The following is a 21,782-nucleotide window of genomic DNA, read 5'->3' as shown; positions in this document are numbered from 1 at the left end:
GAAGGGTGCTTTTTTTATTGAGGAGAAAAAACAGGCAATTAAGTAAAAAGTCATTTGATACAGAAAAATTTGTCATGTAGAATAGAACTATGAAACTAGCAACGTGCTTGTTTTGACAAATTTCTAAACGTCAACTTAAAAATTCCTTAAAGAATGTTTATAAATACAGCAAACAGCCGATAGAAACGATATGGCTTTGTTTTAGCATTTTGAGTTTGCTGCTCTAACCTATTTAGTATTGCCCAACGTCTTCATGTCGAGTAATATAATAGAAATAAAGATAAAATAGTGCAAGAGAAGCAGAACCATTAAATGCTAAACTCAAAACTAGTACATAAGTCTTATGGCACGAAATCATGAAAGGCGGAGATTCATCTATGAAGAAAAAAGTAGTAACCGGCCTCACAGTTTCAGCGATCGCAGGCTCAGCTGTTATTGCTGCACCGGCAGAAGCACAGACGATCAAGGTGAAAAGCGGTGACTCACTTTGGAAGATTGCCGAACAGTACAACACAAGTATTTCGGAACTTCAATCTCTTAATCAATTAAAAACGACGATGATTTTTGCAGGACAAAGCTTAAAGATTCCTGGTGCAAAAAGTTCAAAATCCAGCTCATCAACAAGTTCAAAAGCAACGAAATCAAGTGCTTCAACAATATCTAGCTATACAGTCAAGCTTGGGGATTCATTATGGCTGATTGCGAAGAATCACAAAATGTCAGTTGCAAGTTTGAAAAGTTTGAACAGCTTAAACAGTGACCTCATTCGTCCTGGACAAAAGCTGAAAGTGTCTGGAACAGCGAAAACGAGCGGCAGCCAGTCCTCAAACTCAACATCTAATTCTAGCTCAAGTAACAAATCAACGAATTCTAATAGTTCGTCGTCAGCATCTAGTACATATAAAGTGAAATTAGGCGATTCACTTTGGAAAATTGCCAATTCGTTAAATATGTCGATTGGTGAAATTAAAACATTGAACTCGCTAAAATCTGATACGATTTATCCAAATCAAGTATTGAAGGTAAAAGGAACGGTGACGTCAAAACCAAGTCAGCCGAAAGCACCTGCTCAACCTAGCACGCCTTCAAACAGCAATCAGTCTTCAAGTAGTAAAACCACATCTTATACGGTTAAATCAGGTGATTCATTATGGAAAATTGCGAATCAGTTTAAGGTGCAGGTTCAATCAATCCGCACAGCAAACAGCTTGAAAAGTGATGTGCTGAGAATTGGACAAGTATTAAAAATCAACGGAACAGCTTCCGGTTCAACTGGATCTAATGGTTCTACGTCAAATGGTTCAACAACACCGGTCAACAATAATAAAAATGACGTTCCAATGAATGCAAAAATCACGACAATGATTCAAGAAGGTAAAAAGCTCACAGGCATACCTTACAGATGGGGCGGCAATACACCAGCTGGATTTGATTGTAGCGGCTTTGTTTACTATCTCATTAATAAGGTTTCATCAGTATCTAGATTGAGTACAGCAGGATACTGGAATATGATGACGCCTGTCAGCACACCACAAGTTGGAGATTTTGTTTATTTCACAACGTACAAAGCAGGTCCTTCTCATATGGGACTATACCTAGGTGGAGGAGATTTCCTTCATGCAAGTGACAGTGGAGTAGGAATTTCAAACTTAAGCAATCCTTATTGGAAAAAAGCCTACCTAGGTGCGAAACGTTTCTTCTAAAAAAGCCGATTTTCGGCTTTTTTTGTTTGCCTTCTCATCAGTTTGTCCATACTGATAGCAAAAGGGGGCAGTCATAAATGAAAAAGTCAGTGTGGATGATCATGATATGTTTGATCTTTACCGCATCAGCATGTCATGCACCGCCGAAAAAAGAAACGACAGAAGAAACAAGAGAAGTTGCCGCACCTAAACAAGCACCAGTCACAACGTCACTCATAAACGAAAGCGGGCAAAAAATAGGGAGCATTGAAATAAGAGAGTCCTCAGAAAATGGGCTGGATCTGCATGTGAAAGCGAAAGGGCTGCCGCCAGGTCCTCACGGCTTTCATATTCATGAAACAGGAATATGTGAAACGCCAGATTTTGAAACGGCGGGGGCTCACTTTAATCCGACCCATAGAGAGCATGGCTTCGACAACCCAAAAGGGCATCATGCTGGAGATATGCCTAATTTAGAAGTAGGGGCAGATGGTCAAATTGACGTCGTTGTGAATGTTCCGAATGTGACGGTCAAAGGAGGCCCGAATCAATTGGTTGATCAAAACGGGCGAAGTTTCATCATCCATGCAGAAGCAGATGATTACTTAAGCAACCCTTCTGGCAACTCAGGGAAACGCATTGCTTGCGGAGCCATCACAAAAGAAATGGTAAAATAACAGAAGACGAACCTTTATGTATTGAGTGCATAAAGGTTTTTTTAGTATACTTGGTGAGGAAAATGATCGAAGAGAGGAATTAATCATATATGTTTAACCAACCAGCACTCCCAGAAGAAATTCAAGCAATGATCGAAGCAAAAGGAAAAGTTCTCGAAGAAGAATTTCGTCCGCTTATCGGAACAGGCGGCTATGAATCACAAGATACGTCTATTATTCAAGATGCCATGATTGCACTTGCCCTAGGAAAAAATGTTCTGTTAAAAGGACCGACGGGCTCAGGTAAAACAAAACTAGCAGAAACTTTATCCGCGTTCTTTCAACAGCCGATGCACAGTGTAAACTGCTCAGTTGACCTTGATGCAGAAAGTCTAATTGGTTATAAAACCATCCATAATGATGGACAAGTTGCTTCTATAGAATTCATTGAAGGACCCGTTACAAAAGCAATGAAAAAAGGACACCTTTTATATATTGATGAAATCAACATGGCAAAACCAGAAACACTACCTATTTTAAACGGTGTGCTTGATTACAGAAAAATGATGACAAACCCATTTACAGGTGAAGTCGTTAGAGCAGAAGAAGGTTTTGGCGTGATTGCAGCAATCAATGAGGGATATGTGGGGACAGTGCCGCTCAATGAAGCGCTGAAAAACCGTTTTGTCGTCATTGAAGTTCCTTACATTGGCGGTGGCATTTTAAAAGAAGTACTGCACACTCAATCCGTATTAAAGGATGAGCGGTTAATCGATCAATTCGTACAGCTCTCATCAGATCTCATCGTCCAAGCACACAATGGACAGGTCAGTGAAGAAGCCGCATCCATTCGCGCACTGTTAGATACATGTGATCTTGCGCAATATATCCCGCCGCTTCGTGCAATTGAACGAGGAATTGTAGAGAAGCTAGAAGATGACCGGGAAAAAGCAGCGGTAAGAAATATCGCTCAAACATTATTCGAGTGAGGTTCTGACTTTTGAAATTCATCAAATTTAATGACAGCAGAATCGATTCATTTCTATTTATGGAATTAACGGATTTAGCCAAAACACTTGCCAAAAGTGATGATGTGGAGCTTGAATACGGTGTTCAGTCGTACTATGAACCGTTTGAAAAGAAAATTTTCATCAGCCATTTTTGGGATGATCGTCATCAAGAGGATATGATGGCAGGCCTAAAAAGTGATGTGTTCCTGCGAGCAGTAGGGACGGTGTATAGCGATCTTACAGTATTTGAAGACATCATTCGCTATGCCCACACATTATCCATTCCTGATGTGTGCAAACAATTGTTTATGCTGTTTGAAGATATCCGCATTGAAGAGCGGATTAAACGTGACCGCCCAGGAACAAAAAAGGTGTTTAAACGGAGAAGAGAGCTTTACAGACGTCACTTTAAAACACAATTAACGATTAACCAAGAGCGCAGTATTTTAACAGATGCACTCTTTTGTGCGATATACGTGAAGCTGACAGCCGAATCTCCGCTTGAAGAAATTCCACCCCTTCATGAGCGGATAGATCCAATGATTCCGTTTATTGAGTCAAGTCTTGAACGTGTATATGACGCACGCTCGACATCTGATATCGCCATCATTGTGAAGGAATTGACAGAAGGCTTCGATGAGCTCCTTGAAAAGGATATGCTGAACACATACTTTTTCTTCCCAGAATTGGACTATGAAAAAGCGGCAAAAGAACCGCTTTTCCATGACCTCAAAAGAAAGCCTAAATTAAGTGAGGATATAAAAGTCGATCGGGAAAAAGAGGGGGATGAAGACATCCATAATGAATATATGGAAGTATGGCATAGAGAAACGGAAGCACCATCTAAAAGTTTCCTTCAATTTGATTTAGAACACGGTGGTAAAAGCGATCTCGGTAAAGATGCGGCAAGAGAAGGTGACGATGGAGATCAGGCGCTTGGAACGGTTCAAGGTTCAGCCAAACAAACCCATCGAAAAGACTATTCAAAGCTTGAAGCACTAGAAGAGGCAGAAGGAGAAGAAAGCGGGGCAGATGCGCATGAGAATGGAAAAGAAAACAAATATGCGTTTCCAGTCATGATTTCACCAGAACCTCCTTCACCAGAGCAAATAGATGTGTACAAGCAGCACGCAAAGGCAATCGAGCCTTATCAGAAACGCTTAAAACAAATGATTCAAAAAACACTTGAGCATAAAAAATCATGGCCAAAAACAGATCTTCATGCAGGACGTCTCAGTAAAAAGATCATTCGTTATTTTACAGAGTCCAATCCTCGACTATTTTATAAAAAACAAGCGCCATCTTCTCAAATTGATGCTGTGTTCACTTTATTAGTTGACTGTTCTGCGAGTATGTTTGACAAGATGGATGAGACAAAAAAAGGGATTGTTCTGTTTCATGAAGCTTTAAAATCAGTGCAGGTACCTCATCAAATTGTAGGGTTCTGGGAAGATACAAATGATGCAACTGAAACAAGTCAGCCGAACTACTTTAACACCGTCGTATCGTTCAAAGATTCCTTATTTGACGCAGGACCATCCATTATGTCACTTGAGCCAGAAGAGGATAACCGGGACGGCTATGCGATTCGCCAAATGACAAAAATGATTTTAAAACGAAGAGAAGAGCAAAAGTTCCTCATTGTTTTCTCAGACGGAGAGCCGGCTGCATTCAGCTACGAACAAAATGGGATCGTGGATACACATGAAGCGGTTCTCGAAGCGAGAAAAAAGGGAATTGAAGTGATCAATGTGTTTTTATCCAATTCTCCGATTGAAGAGGCGCAGATGAAAACGATCCAAGATATGTATGGCAAGTTCAGCATTTTTGTACCGGATGTCGATACATTGCCAGATGTGCTATATCCATTACTCAAGAAATTGCTGCATAAAAGCATTGGGGCATAAGGTTTTGCCCCTTTCTTTAAAATATTTTTCGGAATGATTTAAATTTTTTGTTTTTCTTTGAATTTTTTATCTTTAATTGAACAAAGAATGTAGAAAGTAATCCGAAACAGTGGTAGAATATGATTGGAAGCGTTTTATTACATAAATTTGGTCATTGTGTTCTGGAAGTTATATCGAGATAGTGTTCAATCACTTGATGATCAAAGTTGGGGGTAGTGTTCAAAATGTTTCAAAATGATGTGAAACAACCGTTGAGTTGGGAAGAATTTCATGGTCCGAACCTCGGCTACGTGCTCGAGCTCTACGATCAATATGTCCAGGATCCTACTAGTGTTGATGAAGACATAAGAGGCATATTTGATGAACTTGGTGCACCACCGAGTGAAATGAAGGAGGAAATTGGGAAAAAAGAAAATAGCGTAGTTACTTCTGAACAAATCCAAAAGATAGCATCAGTCGTTAAACTGGCAGAAGACATCAGAACGTATGGCCATTTAAATGCTTCCGTCAATCCTCTTCGCAAAGAAAAGGAATTACAAGAGCTGTTTCCATTAAAGGAATACGGTTTAACTGAAGAAGACGTTAAGAATATTCCAATATCAATTATTAGTCCAGATGCACCTAAACACATTTCAAACGGCATAGAAGCCATTAACCATTTGAGAAATACGTATAAGCGTACCATTTCATTTGAGTTTGATCACGTACATGACTTCGAAGAGCGCAACTGGCTCTCTAAATCTATTGAGTCTGGTGAATTATTTAAGAAAAAACCAGCAGATAAACTAGTTTCTGTATTCAAAAGATTAACAGAAGTCGAGCAATTTGAGCAGTTCCTTCATAAAACATTTGTTGGACAAAAGCGTTTTTCTATTGAAGGATTAGACGCACTTGTTCCAGTACTTGATGAAATTATATCCGAGTCTGTTACACAAGGGACTTCAAATATTAACATTGGAATGGCACATAGAGGCCGTTTAAATGTATTAGCACATGTGTTAGGAAAGCCATATGAGATCATTTTCTCAGAATTCCAGCATGCGCCTAATAAAGAGCTTGTACCATCAGAAGGCTCTATCGGCATCAGCTACGGATGGACAGGGGATGTAAAATATCATCTCGGTGCTGACCGCCAAATCAAAGATGAAGATACAAAGAGTGCAAGAGTCACACTTGCCAATAACCCAAGTCACTTGGAATTTATTGACCCGATTATTGAAGGAAGCACTCGTGCAGCTCAAGAATCGCGTACTCAAAAAGGCTATCCAGTTCAAGACGTTGAAAAAGCGTTAGCCATCTTAATTCATGGGGATGCTGCATTTCCTGGTGAAGGAATTGTCGCAGAAACATTAAATTTAAGTCAATTAGTCGGCTATCAAGTGGGAGGAACGATCCATATCATTGCCAACAATATGATTGGATTTACCACAGAAAGCAATGAATCTCGTTCAACGAAATACGCTAGTGACCTTGCAAAAGGTTTCGAGATTCCAATTGTTCACGTCAATGCAGACGATCCAGAAGCTTGTTTAGCAGCTGTTCAGCTGGCGGTAGAATACCGTAAACGGTTTAAAAAGGATTTCTTAATTGATTTGATTGGCTACCGCAGATATGGCCATAACGAAATGGATGAGCCATCTACTACTCAGCCAATGCTGTACGATGCGGTCAGAAAGCACAAAACGGTCAAGAATATCTTCGCAGATAAGCTTGTCACTGAGGGCCTTCTGTCAAAAGAACAAAGAGAAGAAATTGAGCAGGCTGTCACGGCAAAAATTGAAGAAGCTTATAAAAAAGTGCCTTCAAAGAAAGAACATACGATTCAAGAAATCGAACTGCCAGAGCCTGTATCTAACGGCTTCCCTGCAGTTGATACATCTGTAGAGTTTGATGTATTAAGAAAGCTGAATGAAGAATTAATTAGCTGGCCGAAAGACTTCCAAGTATTCGGTAAGCTAAAGCGGATCCTTGAAAAACGTGCAAAAGTGTTTACAGATGATCGCAAAGTGGAATGGTCACTTGGTGAAGCACTGGCATTTGCATCTATATTAAAAGACGGTACGCCGATTCGAATGACCGGACAGGATTCTGAGCGAGGCACATTTGCTCAAAGAAACCTTGTTCTTCACGACAGTCAAACGGGAGATGAATTCATTGCTCTTCATGAACTGAGTGATGCAAATGCATCATTTACAGTCCATAATAGTCCACTGTCAGAAGGCTCTGTTATCGGGTTTGAATATGGTTATAATGTCTATTCTCCTGAAACATTAGTGATTTGGGAAGCTCAATTTGGAGACTTCGCAAATGCGGCTCAAGTGTATTTTGATCAATTTATTTCAGCAGGCCGCGCCAAGTGGGGACAAAAGTCAGGGCTTGTGATGCTCTTGCCACATGGATATGAAGGACAAGGTCCAGAACATTCTAGTGGAAGAACAGAACGCTTCTTGCAATCAGCTGCTGAGAATAACTGGACAGTTGCGAACCTGACAAGTGCAGCTCAATACTTCCATATTCTTAGAAGACAGGCGAAAATGCTACTTCGTGAAGAGATTCGTCCTCTTGTCATCATGACACCGAAGAGTCTGCTTCGTAACCCGAACACATTATCCGAAGTCCAAGAACTAACAGATGGACAGTTCCGTCCAGTTCTTGAACAGCCGGGCCTTGTGCATGATCATGAAAAAGTAACACGCCTTGTGCTATCGAGCGGGAAGGTATCGATCGATATTAGTGATCGTTTTACTCAAATGGAAGACTCAAAAGATTGGCTTCATATTGCGAGAGTGGAACAATTATATCCATTCCCGGCCAAAGATATTAAAGCCATTTTATCAAAACTGACGAACTTAGAAGAAATCGTATGGGTGCAAGAAGAACCGCAAAATATGGGCGCTTGGGGATATATTGAGCCATATTTACGTGAAATTGCATCTGAAAAAGTAAAAGTACGTTACATCGGCCGCAGAAGACGTTCAAGTACGGCTGAGGGTGATCCAACTGTTCATAAAAAAGAACAAGAACGAATTGTATCTGATAGCTTGACTCGCAAAAACTAAGGGGGAAATGAAAAATGGCGGAAATTAAAGTACCTGAACTAGCGGAATCAATCTCGGAAGGAACAATTGCTCAGTGGCTAAAACAGCCGGGCGATTATGTTGAGCAGGGGGAATACCTGTTAGAACTTGAAACAGATAAAGTCAATGTCGAATTGACAGCTGAAGAATCTGGTGTTCTAAAAGAAGTACTGAAAGATTCTGGTGACACTGTCCAAGTTGGAGAAGTCATCGGAACGATTGCAGCAGGTGAAGCTGGCGGAAGCGAGTCCGCAGCTCCAGCACCTGAGCAAGATTCTGCACCAGCTTCGAAAGAAGAACCAGCAGCTGAACAAAAAGAAGAGGCAGCAAAAGAAGAGCCGAAATCTGGTAATGGCAGAACGATCGCTTCTCCAGCAGCTAGAAAACTAGCAAGAGAGAAGGGGTTAGACTTATCTGAGATTCCAACCGCAGATCCGCTGGGCAGGGTACGAAAGCAGGATGTAGCTTCTTACCAAAAGAATGAAGCTCCTGCAAGTGCACCGAAAGCCGCGCCAAAAGCAAATGCTGCGGTGCAAAATGATCAAGCAGGGAAACCAGTTGAGCGTGAAAAAATGTCACGCCGCAGACAAACCATTGCAAAACGTTTAGTTGAAGTTCAACAAACGGCAGCGATGCTGACAACATTTAATGAAGTCGATATGACAGCTGTCATGGATCTAAGAAAGCGTCGCAAAGATGCCTTCCTTGAACAAAACGATGTGAAACTGGGCTTCATGTCCTTCTTCACAAAAGCAGTGGTAGCAGCACTTAAAAAATATCCACTTCTCAACGCAGAAATTCAAGGTGATGAGCTTGTCATTAAAAAATTCTATGACATCGGTATTGCTGTAGCCGCCAATGAAGGGCTTGTGGTACCAGTTGTCCGTGATGCAGACAGACTATCATTTGCTGGAATTGAAAAAGAAATCGGTCATCTTGCGAAAAAAGCAAGAGATAACAAATTATCGCTCAATGAATTACAAGGTGGATCATTCACGATCACAAACGGAGGAACATTTGGTTCTCTGCTTTCAACACCAATTTTAAACAGTCCTCAAGTTGGAATTTTAGGTATGCATAAAATTCAGCTTCGTCCTGTTGCAATTGATGAAGAACGCTTTGAAAACCGTCCAATGATGTATTTAGCTCTTTCATACGACCACCGTATTGTCGATGGTAAAGAAGCTGTTGGGTTCCTTGTCACGATTAAAAATCTACTTGAAGATCCTGAACAGCTATTGCTTGAAGGATAATCGAAAGAAAAAGCTAGTACCGATGAGGGTACTAGCTTTTTTGGTCTTTATTTTCTGGGTAGCCTCTTTTTGACCAAAATGTTGCCAGCCAAGAGCCAGATAAATTATGCCATACGCTAAAAATGGCACTGGGAACGGCGGCAAGTGGAGAAAAATGTGCGGTTGCAAGGGCTGCGCCAAGTCCAGAATTTTGCATCCCTACTTCTATTGAAATTGCTCGTTGAGAAGGAATGTCCATTTTACACCATTTTGCAATGAGGTAACCCAATAATAGGCCGAGGGCATTATGTAAAACAACAACGGCAAAAATAAGCAGTCCAGATTGCAGAATCTGTTCTTTATTTGCGCTGACAACAGCTGCGATGATGGCGACAATGCCAGTAACAGATACAAGAGGGAGTGCTTGTACAGCATAGGTCACTTGTTTTTTAAAAAACAATTTGACGATGACCCCTAAAATAATCGGAATTAAGACAACTTGGACAATCGACAAAAACAAAGCACCCGGTGATACAGATAACCAAGATTTTGCAAAAATATAAATAAAAACAGGGGTCAAAATGGGAGCAAGTAGTGTCGAGATCGTTGTCACGGCAAGGGATAAGGCCGTATTTCCTTTCGCCAAAAAGGTCATTACATTGGATGCAGTCCCGCCTGGACAGCAGCCGACGAGAATGACACCGACAGCGATTTCAGAAGGCAAATGTAACCCATAGGCCAATAAAAATGCAATGAGTGGCATCAGTGTATACTGCGCTAAAACCCCGATCAATACATAAAGAGGCTTTCTAAAAAGCTCTTTAAAATCTTCAGAAGACAGCGTCAGCCCCATGCCAAACATAATAATGCCAAGTAAAAAAGGGATATAAGGTCCAATCAAAGAAAATGCCGCAGGAAAAGTAAAACCTAGACAAGCAAAGACAATGACCCATATAGCAAATGTTCTTCCTGCAAAGTGACTAATGTGTAAAAGGGTGTTCATACTATGATTCAACTCTCTTTCTTTTCATATCTTTTCTATTTTAAATGAATTTTCTGAAAAAACAACCTATGATTTTGTATTGGGTGTTCATAATATTATTATGTAAACTAATAAAAACCCACATAGTATATGAACTATGTGGAGTACGCGATCAAAAAGGTGTCCATTTCACTTGTTGAGCCTGTTTTAGTCTTGCTTCTGGCTCACGCCAGTCAACGACATTCCACCACTGGTCTACATATTGCGTCTTTTCGTTTCGATATTGGAGGTAATAGGCATGCTCCCACACATCAAGAGCAAGAAGGGGGATGATGTCCCACTGCGAGAGGAACTGATGGCGCTCTGCTTGTAAAATGTCTAAACGCTGAGATCGCGGGGACCATACAAGAATCGCCCATCCCACACCTTCTACTTGTTTGGCAGCAGCTGAAAAATGTGACTTGAACGCCTCATAGCTGCCAAATGATTGATCAATGAGACGAAGCATTTGACCAGTAGGTTTTCTTTTTCCTGAAGGGCTCATTGAAAACCAAAAGATACAATGTAAATAGTGTCCTGCCCCATGAAAGGCAAGCTCACGTTCCCAATGCTTGATCATCGTAAAGTCATTGGTTTTTCTTGCTTTTTTTAGCGCAAGTTCAGCTTGATTTAGACCATCAACATAAGTTTGATGATGCTTTTGATGGTGCAAGTACATAATTTCTTTTGAAATATAAGGTTCGAGCGCGTCATACCGGTAAGGCAGTGGTGGTAACTGATGATTTCCAGCTGCTACATCGCGCACTTCTTCGTGTGGCTGCATGTCTTCTGCAATCCTTTCGGCTAGTTCGTACCATTCTTGTTCACTCGAATGATCATCCTCCATTTTGAGTCGTAAATTTTCCACTTTTCGATGAATTTTATCATCTTGCCACACATGTTGAATCGTGCTAAGCCACTCTTTGAGCTGTGAGCGATATTCTTCTTTATTCATGTATACGCCTCATTTCGTTTAAAAATGTAGAACAAGCCATCATCGGAAACACAAATGGGTAGCTATGATAGGTGATGTAAAATTGTTTTGGCAGTCCAATGCCGACTGGATAGTACATGGCTTCTTCAGTATGGTGATGGTTCACTAAAAAGGAGACAGCTTTCAAAATGGCTGCGGTATTTGCTTTCTCATATTGGAGGAGCGCCTCGGTCGCCCATGCGGTTTGAACCACTGTGCCAAAGGGAAGCGGGACATAGGTTTTCAGTTCTGCACTTTTACACGATTCTCCGAAACTGCCATCTTCAAGCTGAATCTGCTTTAGAAAACGGCACGCTTTTTGCACAGCAGGGTGTGAGGAGGGAACGCCGGCCGCTTTCAGTCCTGTTAACGCTGCCCAAGTTCCATAAATATAACAAACACCCCATCTGCCAAACCATGATCCGTTTTTCTCTTGGTGGTCAATGAGCCATTTTACACATCGATCTTTTTGCCTGAGAATCGAGGGTGAAGCAGTATCTTTTTCTTCTAAACCAATCAAATGGAGCACACGACCAGTAATATCAGGAGTTGACGGATCAATCGCTGCATCCTCCGCAGATTCAAGCGGAAGGTGACGAAGTAGAAAGTGATCTTGATTTTTTTCAAAAGCAGAAAAGCCGCCATCACGGTTTTGCATGGAGAGAAGCCAGTCATATCCTCGTTTCCACTGAAGTGGAGCGTATTCTTTTGGGATCGCTTTTAACACAATTTGCGTGTCATCACAATCAGGATTATTCGTATTGATATGTGAGAAACCAAAGCCCCCGGGAGCAGCATGCCGGTTATGAACTGCCCAATCCGCTTTCTTCATTTGCTGCCGGTCCAGCAAATAGGTGAAGGAATTCATGATCATGGGATCTTCTCGTTTTCTTCCTGTTCTTTGAGAAGCGTAACTGACAAGCGCTGTATCCCACACAGTCGAGGTGGAATTCTCAGCATATATCTTGCCTTGACAGGAGGTGACGAGCTTTTTCATACCTCTGACTGCTTTTTGGATGAGATGATGTCCAGGGGAGTACCCAAGGCTCATGAGGGCATAGACCATAAAGATGGTTGCACTTAAGTAACTGTACAGCGTCCCATCTGTTTCAAGACGGTCAAACATGTATCGCTTTGCCGCTTCATATCCGAAAAAGTCGAGCCGGCTGTCGAGGGCTGTATATGACCGCATATACATGAGGAAGTCATCAGTCGAACGTTCTTCTCTTGCCATAAACCAGTCAAATGGATTTTTAGACATGTTTTCATCAAGATGGGCTAATGATGGAAACGCAGCATGAGAGGTGTACCGTTTGTTCAGTGCGATCATCATGGGTACAAAATGAATCCTTGCATAGGCACTAAGGTGGTAGAAGTGCAGCGGAAAAGACGTAGGGATGAGTAAAAGAGAAAGAGGTGCATAGAAGTAGGGCCAAGGGTGCATGCCATTTACGGCAAGCATCCACTTTGTCATAAAATGAACGCTCTTTAGTCCACCTTTTGAGCGAATATATTGTGCTGCTTTTTCCATATGGGGCTCGTCTTTTTGAAATCTGCCAGATGCGAGCATGCCGCAATAACCTTGTACTGTAGCTGTGAGATGTCCCGACTGGTCATGATACAAAGAAAAGGAACCATCTTCATTTTGTTTGGCATGTATTGCTTCGGCCAATTGATGGATCAATTGCTGATCAGGGTCACCAACGGCTTTTAACAGCATAATGAAAAAAGCATTTGTCATCATAGGTCCTTCAAAGCAGAAAATAAATGCGCCATCTTCTCTTTGTCTGCGTTCTACCTGCATGTGAAGTTCATAGATATATTCGTTGACTCTCGTTTTAAAATCTTGCATTCGGCCATGCTCCTTTCCTTTATCACTATATTCAGGAGTCGGCCTGTCACATGCCAGCACAAAAAAAGCCGATGACATCGTCACCGGCTCAGCGTGTAGACAAACCCTCGCATTCGTTGTCAGTCCTGTGTGCTGGTGCTCACGAATGTCAAATTCGCTCCGCTCCAGTACTCGTCCTTCCTAGACTGCAAAGGTTTTCTATCACGCTGAAAAGAAGACAAAAGGCTAAAATCAAGTTCATTTTAGCCCTTTGTCAACAATCTGAGCCGATGACATCGTCATCGGCTTTCTTAAATGATTAGTCTTGCAGATTAATCCACACGCTTTTGACTTCTGTATAGTTGTTAAGGGCATATGATCCCATTTCTCTGCCAAGGCCTGACTGTTTATATCCGCCAAACGGGGAGGCGGCATCAAAGACATTATAGCAGTTGACCCAAATGGTTCCTGCTTCTAGGCGTGCAGCGATATCGTGAGCATGCTTTAAGTTTTCTGTCCACAGTCCTGCCGCTAACCCATAGTCAGATTGATTGGCCCGTTCGACCACTTCATCAATGGAATCGTAAGGAATCGCAGATAGAACTGGACCGAAGATCTCTTCTTTTGCGATTGTCATTTCATCTTCTACATCTCTAAAGACAGTAGGGGAGACGAAATAGCCTGCTTCATAAGGGCAGTCACCACCGACTACGGCTGTTGCACCTTCTGACTTCCCTTTTTCGATATAACCTAACACACGTTCATGCTGCTCTTTACTCACTAGAGGCCCAATCTGGGTATCATGATGAAGACCAGCTCCTTGTTTTAATGATGTCGCATATTTAGCCATTTGATCGACGACTTCATCATATTGGCTCCGGTGCACAAAGACCCTTGATCCTGCACAGCACACTTGGCCTTGGTTAAACATCACGCCGTTTAATGCACCTGGAATGGCTTTCTTTAAATCGGCATCTGGTAAAATAATATTCGGCGATTTTCCGCCAAGCTCTAAAGTAACACGCTTGATGGATTTGGCTGCTTTCTCCATGATCAATTTCCCAACACTTGTTGATCCAGTGAAAGCCAGCTTATTGACATCAGGGTGATCGGTTAATGCTTCACCGGCTGTTTCACCGAATCCAGGAACGATGTTAATCACGCCTTCTGGAAATCCGGCTTTATCCACTAATTCAGCTAAATATAAAGCAGATAGTGGCGTTTGTTCGGCTGGCTTTAAAACGATGGTGCAGCCTGTTGCTAGTGCAGCACCCATTTTCCACATGGCCATGAGCAGCGGGAAGTTCCAAGGAATGATTTGTCCCACAACGCCAACAGGCTCATGGCGGGTATAATTAAAATATCCCTGGCTGACAGGAAGGGTTTGTCCAGTCATTTTGGTGGTCCACCCTGCATAATAGCGCATGTGCTCAATGGCAAGAGGGATATCCGCATTGGTTGTTTCATTAATTGGTTTTCCATTATCAAGTGTTTCCAGCTGAGCCAGTTCTTCTTGGTGTTCTTCCATTAAATCTGCCAGCTTAAACATCAAGCGGGCACGTTCGGCTGCAGACATAGAACGCCAAGGTCCATGGAACGCCTTTTTAGCAGCTTTTACTGCCTCATCAATGTCGGCTGCACCTGCTTCATATACATCAATAAGGGTTTCTCCTGTGGCAGGGTTAGGTGTAGAGAATGTTTTGTTATCATGACTTGTGACAAACTGACCGTTAATGTAGAGTTTTTTCGTCCCTTGGAGAAAAGATTCGAGTTTTGAACTGATTTGAAGTGTTGTAGAGCTCATAAATAAACAAACCTCCTTAAAGATATGGGTTGTTCTGCGAGTTCTAGGTGGAAAAAGTGGACATGAAGCAATTTTATACGCACACATATGTAAACGTATACATTTATCATATTACACGACATCTTTGAAAGCAATCGATAACACTCATTGCATTTCACGAAAAATTGGCTACAATAAATGTATAGATGAAAAAAGGAGTTTTTAAATCATGATCCATCAAAACTGGCAAACGGCTGAAACGGTAAAACAAGTAAAATGTGTACATACAAATGCGAAAAAATATATGGTTGACCGGGCATTAACGGTTGGACACACATATGATGTGAAAAATGAAACAGAGGAATTTCTCTTTGTCGTTGATAATACGGGTAAAGTAGGCGGGTATTACAAAGAGTATTTCGAAGACAATTCTGCTGAATGATTTTGATGGTCATCACTCATACTAAGAAAAACAGTAAAGGGTGATGATGATGAAAAAGCAGCAGCAAGAAGAGCAGAAACATCAAAATGCTTGGCATGACAATGAAGATGCTGATATGGCGATTACGCTTGAGCAGATTTCTGATGTGTATGCCGAAGGAACGATTGATACCCCGAAAGATGAATAGTCATTTAAAACAGTGATTTTACATAATCACTGTTTTTTTATGGTCTCATAACGAATGATTTCTTGAAAAAACTGAAACTTTTTTCCTGCTTTAACAGTCTAAATAAGTAGAGGAAAGAGCATCGGATCAAAAAGAAAAAGTTAAATGAAATTTAATCTATTCGTAATGGAATAACGACGATTTATAGCGTATTCTATAAGTGAGAATAAAACGTACCCACAGAGCCGTGTGGCCGTTTTGTCATAAAGGAATTTGATGCAGGAAGAGGGGGTTTACGTGGGTATTTTTTCTGTCAGTAAACAAAATGATCATAAAAAATTCGAATCCTTATTAATTGAAGGAGAAAGAATTGAGGCTGTTTACAGACTGCGTCACGACCAAATTTGTTTCACCAATAAACGACTGATCTTTGGCGATAACCGCGTATTTTCTAAAAAGAAAGTCAGGGTCTCCTTGCCGTATCGATCAATTGAAAGTTTTGCCATTCAAGAAGCTGGCGTGTTTGATCAGGACACTGGTATGCTGCTTGTTACAAGCTCAAAAGTATTTGAACTCGATTTTTCTAAAGATACAGATTTGAGTGACGTGCAGGCCATTTTAACAAAACATCTTTGCTGATCAACGATGCGATTACATAGATCACATGCACTTTTCTCATTCTTTGTTCTTATTTTTATCTATCGCACATCTCTTGAGCTTTTCCCACTACAGTGGGGAAGGCTTTTTTCTATTCATGTGTTTGAATCACAACAAAAAAGGATAAAGATGAAACAGATACAGAAAGGAGAATGAACAATGAAAGTATTAGTTGCTGGAGCAAACGGACATACAGGGAGACTTGTCATTCGATATTTAAAAGAAAAAGGACATGAGCCGCTTGCTCTCATTCGAGATGAAAAACAAGCAGATGCGCTAAAAGAACTTGGGGCAGCGCCTGTCATCGGTGATCTTGAAAAGGATTTGACAGATGCTGTGAAGCAAGCAGAAGCTGTCATCTTTGCAGCTGGTTCAGGCTCAAAAACAGGTGCAGATAAAACCATCGCTGTTGATCAAGAGGGGGCAAAACGCCTCGTTGATACAGCCAAAAAAGAAAATATTCAGCATTTTGTGATGCTGAGTTCTTATAATGCTGACGATCCTCATCAAGGAAAAGGACAAGGCAGTATGGAGATTTATTATGAAGCGAAAAGAAAAGCCGATGAACATTTAAAACAGTCTGGTCTTTCTTACACCATTGTGCGGCCAGGAGCACTGCTGCATGAGGAGAAGACAGGGAAAATAGAAGCGGCTGCTCATATTCCAGACGATCGTGACATTGAGATTTCCAGAGAAGATGTAGCCACTGTCTTAGTGGAAAGCTTAACGGAATCCAATTTGAAAAATAAAGCCTTTGACTTAATCAAAGGTGATACACCAGTAGAAGAAGCACTTCGCAATCTTTAAATGAAGAAAGCTGCTGCCAAAGAGGCGGCGGCTTTTTTGATGTTTTCATTTCGCATGGAGCGGGAAGGTAAAGAGAAAGGAGTGATTGACCGTGAGCTTAACGAAAGAGCAAAAAGCTGATTTATATGAAAGACTTATTCAATTAAAAGAAGATGTGAAAGGATCAAAAAAGAAAGAAGAATCCATGCTGGTCGAATCGAATGAGATTTCAAATGGTGTTGGAAACCATATCGCAGATCACGGAAGCATCTATTTAGATCGCATGACCGAACAGACGCTGGATCAAGTCGATGATCAGATCGAAGGTGAAATTGATGCGGCGCTTAAGCGGATGGAAGACGGAACATATGGAATTTGTGAAAAAACAGGAAAAGACATTCCATATGAACGTTTGAAAGCAGTACCCTATACTCGTTATTCGATTGATGCAAAAATAAATGAAGAAACCAATCAAGATCCAAATGAATTTGACCGTTCGTTCTCTGAGCAAATGCGTGATTTAACAAATAGAGAAACAATGGATCAATTACATTCAGATACGTATGAAAGGCTAGAAGAAGAGCAAGATGTTGATGTAGATGAGGAAAAATAACATGATGAGAGGAATTTATGTTTTCTCACCATAATGTTTTCCCACGTCTACATGGACAAAAATCTTGTATACATGAGTATTTTTTTAGAAAAAACATATCTTGAAATTTAATAAACTTTCGTGTAGTATAGTTTAAAGGCTGCGATGCGCGTAATGTTAATTAAGTTTTAACCTTTAAGCTGTAATAGGGAGTTTTATATTGAAGCCGGAATGTCACGCCTCCTTCGAGAGGAAGACAGGAACGTTTCTGCAAACACCCACTTTGAGGAGTGGTGGTTTAAAACTTTCTTACTTAGATTACGGCATCTGCAGCTTTTCCTAGGATGATTCAAGCCATTTTCCATTTTTGGAAAATGGCTTTTTATTTTGTCCGAAATACGATTTTGAACAGACCGAATGTGGATGTACAAATGTATGTTAAAATAGACAAAACAAACGACGGAGAGGGAATTGGATGTTACAACAAGCAGAAGCACTTCTTAAACAATATTATGGCTTTGATGCTTTTAGACAAGGACAAAAACAAGCCATTGAATCGATTGTGAATAAACGGAAGGATACGGTCTGCATTATGCCGACAGGCGGAGGGAAATCGGTTTGCTACCAGATTCCTGCCCTTATGATGGAAGGAACGACAATCGTTGTATCTCCGCTTATTTCTTTAATGAAAGATCAGGTTGATGCGTTAAATGAGATGGGAATACGATCGTCCTTTTTAAATAGTACACTTTCAGCAGGTGAAATGAATACAAGGCTGAAAAAATGTGAACAGGGGGAGTATGATTTGCTTTATATCACCCCTGAACGCTTACAAAATGAACGTTTTTTTCAGCTGCTTGATCGATTGACGATTCCTTTAATGGCTATTGATGAAGCGCACTGTATATCTGAGTGGGGACATGATTTTAGACCGAGCTATCGCTTTATACAAGAATGTGTAAATAAGCTTTCAAAAAGGCCTGTTATTGTAGCATTAACAGCCACTGCTACAAAGAAGGTCCAACAGGATATATGTGAGCAACTTGGAATGGACGAAGAAGAAACAATCTTTACTGGTTTTGCTAGAGAAAATTTGTCTTTTCAAGTGGTGAAAGGGCAAAACAGCGACCAATTCATCACACAATATATGAAGAAAAACAGTCTTGAGTCAGGCATTATTTATACAGCCACACGAAAAGAAGCAGATCAAATTTATCATCGTCTAATAAAGCAAAAGATCAAAGCGGGTGTTTATCACGGAGGATTAGATGATGAAGTGAGAGAAGAACAGCAAAATCTTTTTTTAAATGATGATATTCAAGTAATGGTAGCTACATCTGCATTTGGTATGGGGATTAATAAGTCTAATGTACGTTTTGTCATTCATCATCAAATTCCAAGAGATATTGAAAGTTACTACCAAGAAGCAGGACGTGCCGGGAGAGACGGGCTTGAAAGTGAATGCATTTTACTGTTTTCACCGCAAGGCGTACGCGTGCAGCGCTTTCTCATTGAACAATCAACAGAAGATGAATTGCGGTATCAGCATGAATTGCTCAAGTTGAGACAAATGGTAGACTACTGTCATACGGAACAGTGCCTTCAGCAATTTGTGATGGATTACTTTGACCAATCATCAAGTGCCCCTTGTCAAAAATGCAGCAACTGTCTAGACGAGAGAGAGCGTGAAGACGTCACGAGAGAAGCACAAATGGTTTTGTCGTGTACCGTTAGAATGAACGAACGATTCGGAAAAATGATGATAGCTCAAGTATTAGCCGGCTCTAAAAATAAAAAAGTGCTTGGTTTTGGTTTCGACCGGCTGCCTACTTATGCTTTAATGAAACAGCATTCAGCCCAACATATCAGTGATTTCATTGAATTTTTAATTACAGAAGAGTATTTACACATGTCTGAAGGAGCTTTTCCAACACTAAAAGTGACACAAAAAGGAAAGAAAGTGCTAGTGGGGCAAGAGACCGTCTATAAAAAGCAGGCGATAAAGGCAGAGGCTATTCAAGAAAATGATGCATTATTTGAGCAGTTAAGAATGGTCAGAATGAAGTTGGCAAGAGAGCAGGGTGTTCCGCCATTTGTTGTCTTTTCTGATCAAACATTGAAGGAAATGTCAGCAGTAGAGCCTAAAACAGAAGAAGAACTTTTAAATATTAAAGGTGTCGGCGCACAAAAAAGAGAGAAATATGGAGATGTTTTTTTAGAAGAAATACGTTTATTTATAGAAAAAGAGAAAAAATAAAGAGTTTGAAGAAGGAAAATAAATTTTTTTCGTTTCACTTGGACGCGTTTTCATCATGATGATTTCCATCCCTACAAAACCTTGATATGATGCGGAATTGAGCCATTTAGTGGGCTGATTTACCAATGGAGAGAGATGTTTCATGTAAAGGAACTGTAATCTAAAACATATCGTTTTGTTATTGAAATGACATTTACATATGTTACGATAGCACTCGTTAGCCGCCATAAAAAGCTAACAAGGGAGGATTTACTTTATGAAGAAGACTATTATGTCCTTGGTTGCTGTTGCAGCAATCTCAACAACAGCATTAGGAGCACAGCAAGCTTCTGCAAAGGAAATCACTGTACAGAAAGGTGATACACTTTGGGGAATCTCTCAAAAAAATGATGTGTCTCTAAAGGACCTAAAGGGTTGGAACAATTTATCTACAGACATGATCTATGTAGGAGATAAATTGACAATCTCTTCAAAAGAGAAAACTCAGGAGCAGTACAAAGTCCAGAAGGGGGACAGCCTCTGGAAAATCGCTCAAAAATTCAATGTGTCAATTAGCGATATTAAGTCTTGGAATAACTTAAACTCAGATATAATTATGATTGGTTCAACATTAAGTGTTGCTGGTCAAAGCTCAGCTCCGGTAAGCTCAGAACCTGTTCAAAAACAGGCACCTGTCCAAAAAGAGCAAACAACGAAAAAAGCTGCTCCTAAAAAGGAAACAGCTAAAGCAGAATCATCTTCTGCTAGTCAAAGTGTTCAAAAAGAAATGACTGTAACGGCTACGGCTTATACAGCAAATGATGGTGGCATCTCAGGTATCACTGCAACAGGGGTAAACTTAAACAAAAACCCAAATGCAAAAGTAATCGCAGTAGATCCTAATGTCATTCCATTAGGAAGTAAGGTTTATGTTGAAGGCTACGGTGAAGCCATCGCAGCAGATACTGGCGGCGCAATTAAAGGTAACAAAATTGATGTACACGTACCAAGCAAATCCCAAGCTAAAAATTGGGGCGTAAAATCAGTCAAAGTGAAAGTACTTAACTAGTAGTCTATTGTTTTTGGAAGAAAGCATCAGGTGGCGGCCTGATGCTTTTATTATACCTTTTTTTGGCCGGAAATACACATATTTTTCTGAAAAATTCGCATTTTCGACAAAAACCAGCGTATAAGTCCATCTCAACGCTGGTTTTTGTGTCGTTAGCTGTCCACCCAATAAATTTCTCCGCTTTGCTCTTTCCAATTAATTTGAACATCAAAATGGTGTTTTTCATAAAAATGAATCAGGCGGTCCACATGGTTCCAATCTCTTTTGACGAGATCCCCAGTAATGACTGGAATGTTTTGCTCTCTTGCGATTTCTTTTAAATGCTTCATACAGATGGATCCATAGCCATTATCAGGCGGGCCTTTAATATCGGCAATGTGAATCTTTCCTTCTTCAGGATATTCCGCGATCAAGGAAAAATCAGATTGTCCGCGAAAAGCTTTTTCACAATCGCTTAACATGATTTTGCACGTATCTGCATTCTCAATTGCAGAGACGATCATCCATTCATCTTCCTTCGCTTGATCAATGCCAATAATCTTAGCTTTTTTTGAAATATCTTTTATATTTTCTTGCATTCGATACATTTGGAACTGCAACTGCTGTAATTCTTGCTCTAATGTCTTCACATCTTTTGTTGTTTCCTGTAAGATTGACAAGTC

At 40.7% G+C, this 21,782-nt stretch carries 19 protein-coding genes and 1 other RNA gene; 15 read left to right on the top strand and 5 right to left on the bottom strand.

The annotated features are described in order from the left end of the window. The first annotated feature begins 377 nt into the window (after positions 1–377). The 6 genes from NST24_RS09930 to odhB all read left to right on the top strand — a co-directional run bounded on the left by NST24_RS09930 (position 378) and on the right by odhB (position 9,585). Positions 378–1,703 (top strand): LysM peptidoglycan-binding domain-containing protein, encoded by a 1,326-nt coding sequence (locus NST24_RS09930; RefSeq protein WP_342461714.1) that lies wholly within the window; start codon positions 378–380, stop codon positions 1,701–1,703. Positions 1,704–1,780: 77 nt separating this feature from the next. Beyond that, positions 1,781–2,359, top strand: coding sequence for a superoxide dismutase family protein (locus NST24_RS09925; RefSeq protein ID WP_008346485.1), 579 nt, complete (start codon positions 1,781–1,783; stop codon positions 2,357–2,359). A gap of 89 nt (positions 2,360–2,448) precedes the next feature. After that, positions 2,449–3,327 (top strand): MoxR family ATPase, encoded by an 879-nt coding sequence (locus tag NST24_RS09920; RefSeq protein ID WP_017359496.1) that lies wholly within the window; start codon positions 2,449–2,451, stop codon positions 3,325–3,327. An 11-nt stretch (positions 3,328–3,338) separates the two neighbouring features. Continuing rightward, a complete protein-coding gene (locus NST24_RS09915; protein WP_342461713.1) occupies positions 3,339–5,255 on the top strand; it encodes a VWA domain-containing protein in 1,917 nt (638 codons plus the stop codon). A 224-nt stretch (positions 5,256–5,479) separates the two neighbouring features. After that, positions 5,480–8,314: a 2-oxoglutarate dehydrogenase E1 component gene (sucA, locus tag NST24_RS09910; protein WP_017359494.1), complete on the top strand. Its 2,835-nt coding sequence runs from the start codon at positions 5,480–5,482 to the stop codon at positions 8,312–8,314. A gap of 14 nt (positions 8,315–8,328) precedes the next feature. After that, on the top strand, positions 8,329–9,585 hold the full coding sequence (gene odhB / locus NST24_RS09905) for a 2-oxoglutarate dehydrogenase complex dihydrolipoyllysine-residue succinyltransferase (protein ID WP_007500721.1): 1,257 nt from the start codon (positions 8,329–8,331) through the stop codon (positions 9,583–9,585). Between the two features lie 31 nt (positions 9,586–9,616). Here the strand turns inward: odhB and NST24_RS09900 are convergent, their stop codons facing one another. From NST24_RS09900 to NST24_RS09890, 3 genes are all read right to left on the bottom strand, one after another. Further along, entirely contained in the window at positions 9,617–10,567 is a 951-nt protein-coding gene (locus tag NST24_RS09900) for a bile acid:sodium symporter family protein (RefSeq protein ID WP_041091269.1), read from the bottom strand. A gap of 151 nt (positions 10,568–10,718) precedes the next feature. Beyond that, complete coding sequence (locus NST24_RS09895) at positions 10,719–11,540, bottom strand: superoxide dismutase (RefSeq protein ID WP_342461712.1); 822 nt, start codon at positions 11,538–11,540, stop codon at positions 10,719–10,721. Next, positions 11,533–13,410 carry a prenyltransferase/squalene oxidase repeat-containing protein gene (locus NST24_RS09890; RefSeq protein ID WP_342461711.1) on the bottom strand — a complete coding sequence of 626 codons (1,878 nt, stop codon included), beginning with the start codon at positions 13,408–13,410 and terminating at the stop codon, positions 11,533–11,535. Before NST24_RS09890 ends, NST24_RS09895 begins: the two co-directional genes overlap by 8 nt. A 50-nt stretch (positions 13,411–13,460) precedes the next feature. Between NST24_RS09890 and NST24_RS09885 the strand changes: the two genes are divergently transcribed. Further along, complete coding sequence (locus tag NST24_RS09885) at positions 13,461–13,712, top strand: hypothetical protein (RefSeq protein ID WP_342461710.1); 252 nt, start codon at positions 13,461–13,463, stop codon at positions 13,710–13,712. Here the strand turns inward: NST24_RS09885 and NST24_RS09880 are convergent. Then, positions 13,709–15,193 carry an aldehyde dehydrogenase family protein gene (locus NST24_RS09880; protein WP_017359492.1) on the bottom strand — a complete coding sequence of 495 codons (1,485 nt, stop codon included), beginning with the start codon at positions 15,191–15,193 and terminating at the stop codon, positions 13,709–13,711. The genes NST24_RS09885 and NST24_RS09880 overlap by 4 nt on opposite strands. Positions 15,194–15,401: 208 nt before the next feature. Between NST24_RS09880 and NST24_RS09875 the strand changes: the two genes are divergently transcribed. From NST24_RS09875 to NST24_RS09840, 8 genes are all read left to right on the top strand, one after another. Then, positions 15,402–15,614 (top strand): DUF6501 family protein, encoded by a 213-nt coding sequence (locus NST24_RS09875; protein WP_017367443.1) that lies wholly within the window; start codon positions 15,402–15,404, stop codon positions 15,612–15,614. Between the two features lie 49 nt (positions 15,615–15,663). Then, the gene (locus NST24_RS09870) at positions 15,664–15,801 is read left to right on the top strand and encodes a YozQ family protein (protein ID WP_017359491.1); all 138 of its coding nucleotides are present in this window, start codon (positions 15,664–15,666) and stop codon (positions 15,799–15,801) included. 276 nt (positions 15,802–16,077) lie between these two features. Beyond that, positions 16,078–16,419, top strand: a complete 342-nt coding sequence (locus NST24_RS09865; protein ID WP_008346505.1) for a PH domain-containing protein — start codon at positions 16,078–16,080, stop codon at positions 16,417–16,419. A 177-nt stretch (positions 16,420–16,596) separates the two neighbouring features. Further along, positions 16,597–17,244 (top strand): SDR family oxidoreductase, encoded by a 648-nt coding sequence (locus NST24_RS09860; protein ID WP_342461709.1) that lies wholly within the window; start codon positions 16,597–16,599, stop codon positions 17,242–17,244. A gap of 91 nt (positions 17,245–17,335) precedes the next feature. Then, a complete protein-coding gene (locus NST24_RS09855) occupies positions 17,336–17,836 on the top strand; it encodes a TraR/DksA C4-type zinc finger protein (protein ID WP_178930264.1) in 501 nt (166 codons plus the stop codon). Between the two features lie 133 nt (positions 17,837–17,969). Then, a non-coding RNA gene (gene ssrS / locus NST24_RS09850) (6S RNA) lies at positions 17,970–18,155 on the top strand. A 135-nt stretch (positions 18,156–18,290) separates the two neighbouring features. Next, entirely contained in the window at positions 18,291–20,072 is a 1,782-nt protein-coding gene (gene recQ / locus NST24_RS09845; RefSeq protein WP_342461708.1) for a DNA helicase RecQ, read from the top strand. A 256-nt stretch (positions 20,073–20,328) separates the two neighbouring features. After that, positions 20,329–21,120, top strand: a complete 792-nt coding sequence (locus NST24_RS09840; protein ID WP_007500712.1) for a 3D domain-containing protein — start codon at positions 20,329–20,331, stop codon at positions 21,118–21,120. Between the two features lie 152 nt (positions 21,121–21,272). Here NST24_RS09840 and NST24_RS09835 read toward each other — a convergent pair whose 3' ends face one another. Next, positions 21,273–21,779, bottom strand: coding sequence for a GNAT family N-acetyltransferase (locus NST24_RS09835; RefSeq protein WP_008346514.1), 507 nt, complete (start codon positions 21,777–21,779; stop codon positions 21,273–21,275). Positions 21,780–21,782 lie beyond the last annotated feature (3 nt).

Origin of the sequence: Bacillus sp. FSL R5-0286 (assembly GCF_038593245.1) — a bacterium.
GTDB lineage: Bacteria > Bacillota > Bacilli > Bacillales > Bacillaceae > Bacillus > Bacillus altitudinis.
Note: the sequence above shows the minus strand (reverse complement) of the source record. Positions and strands in the feature narration are given on the sequence as shown.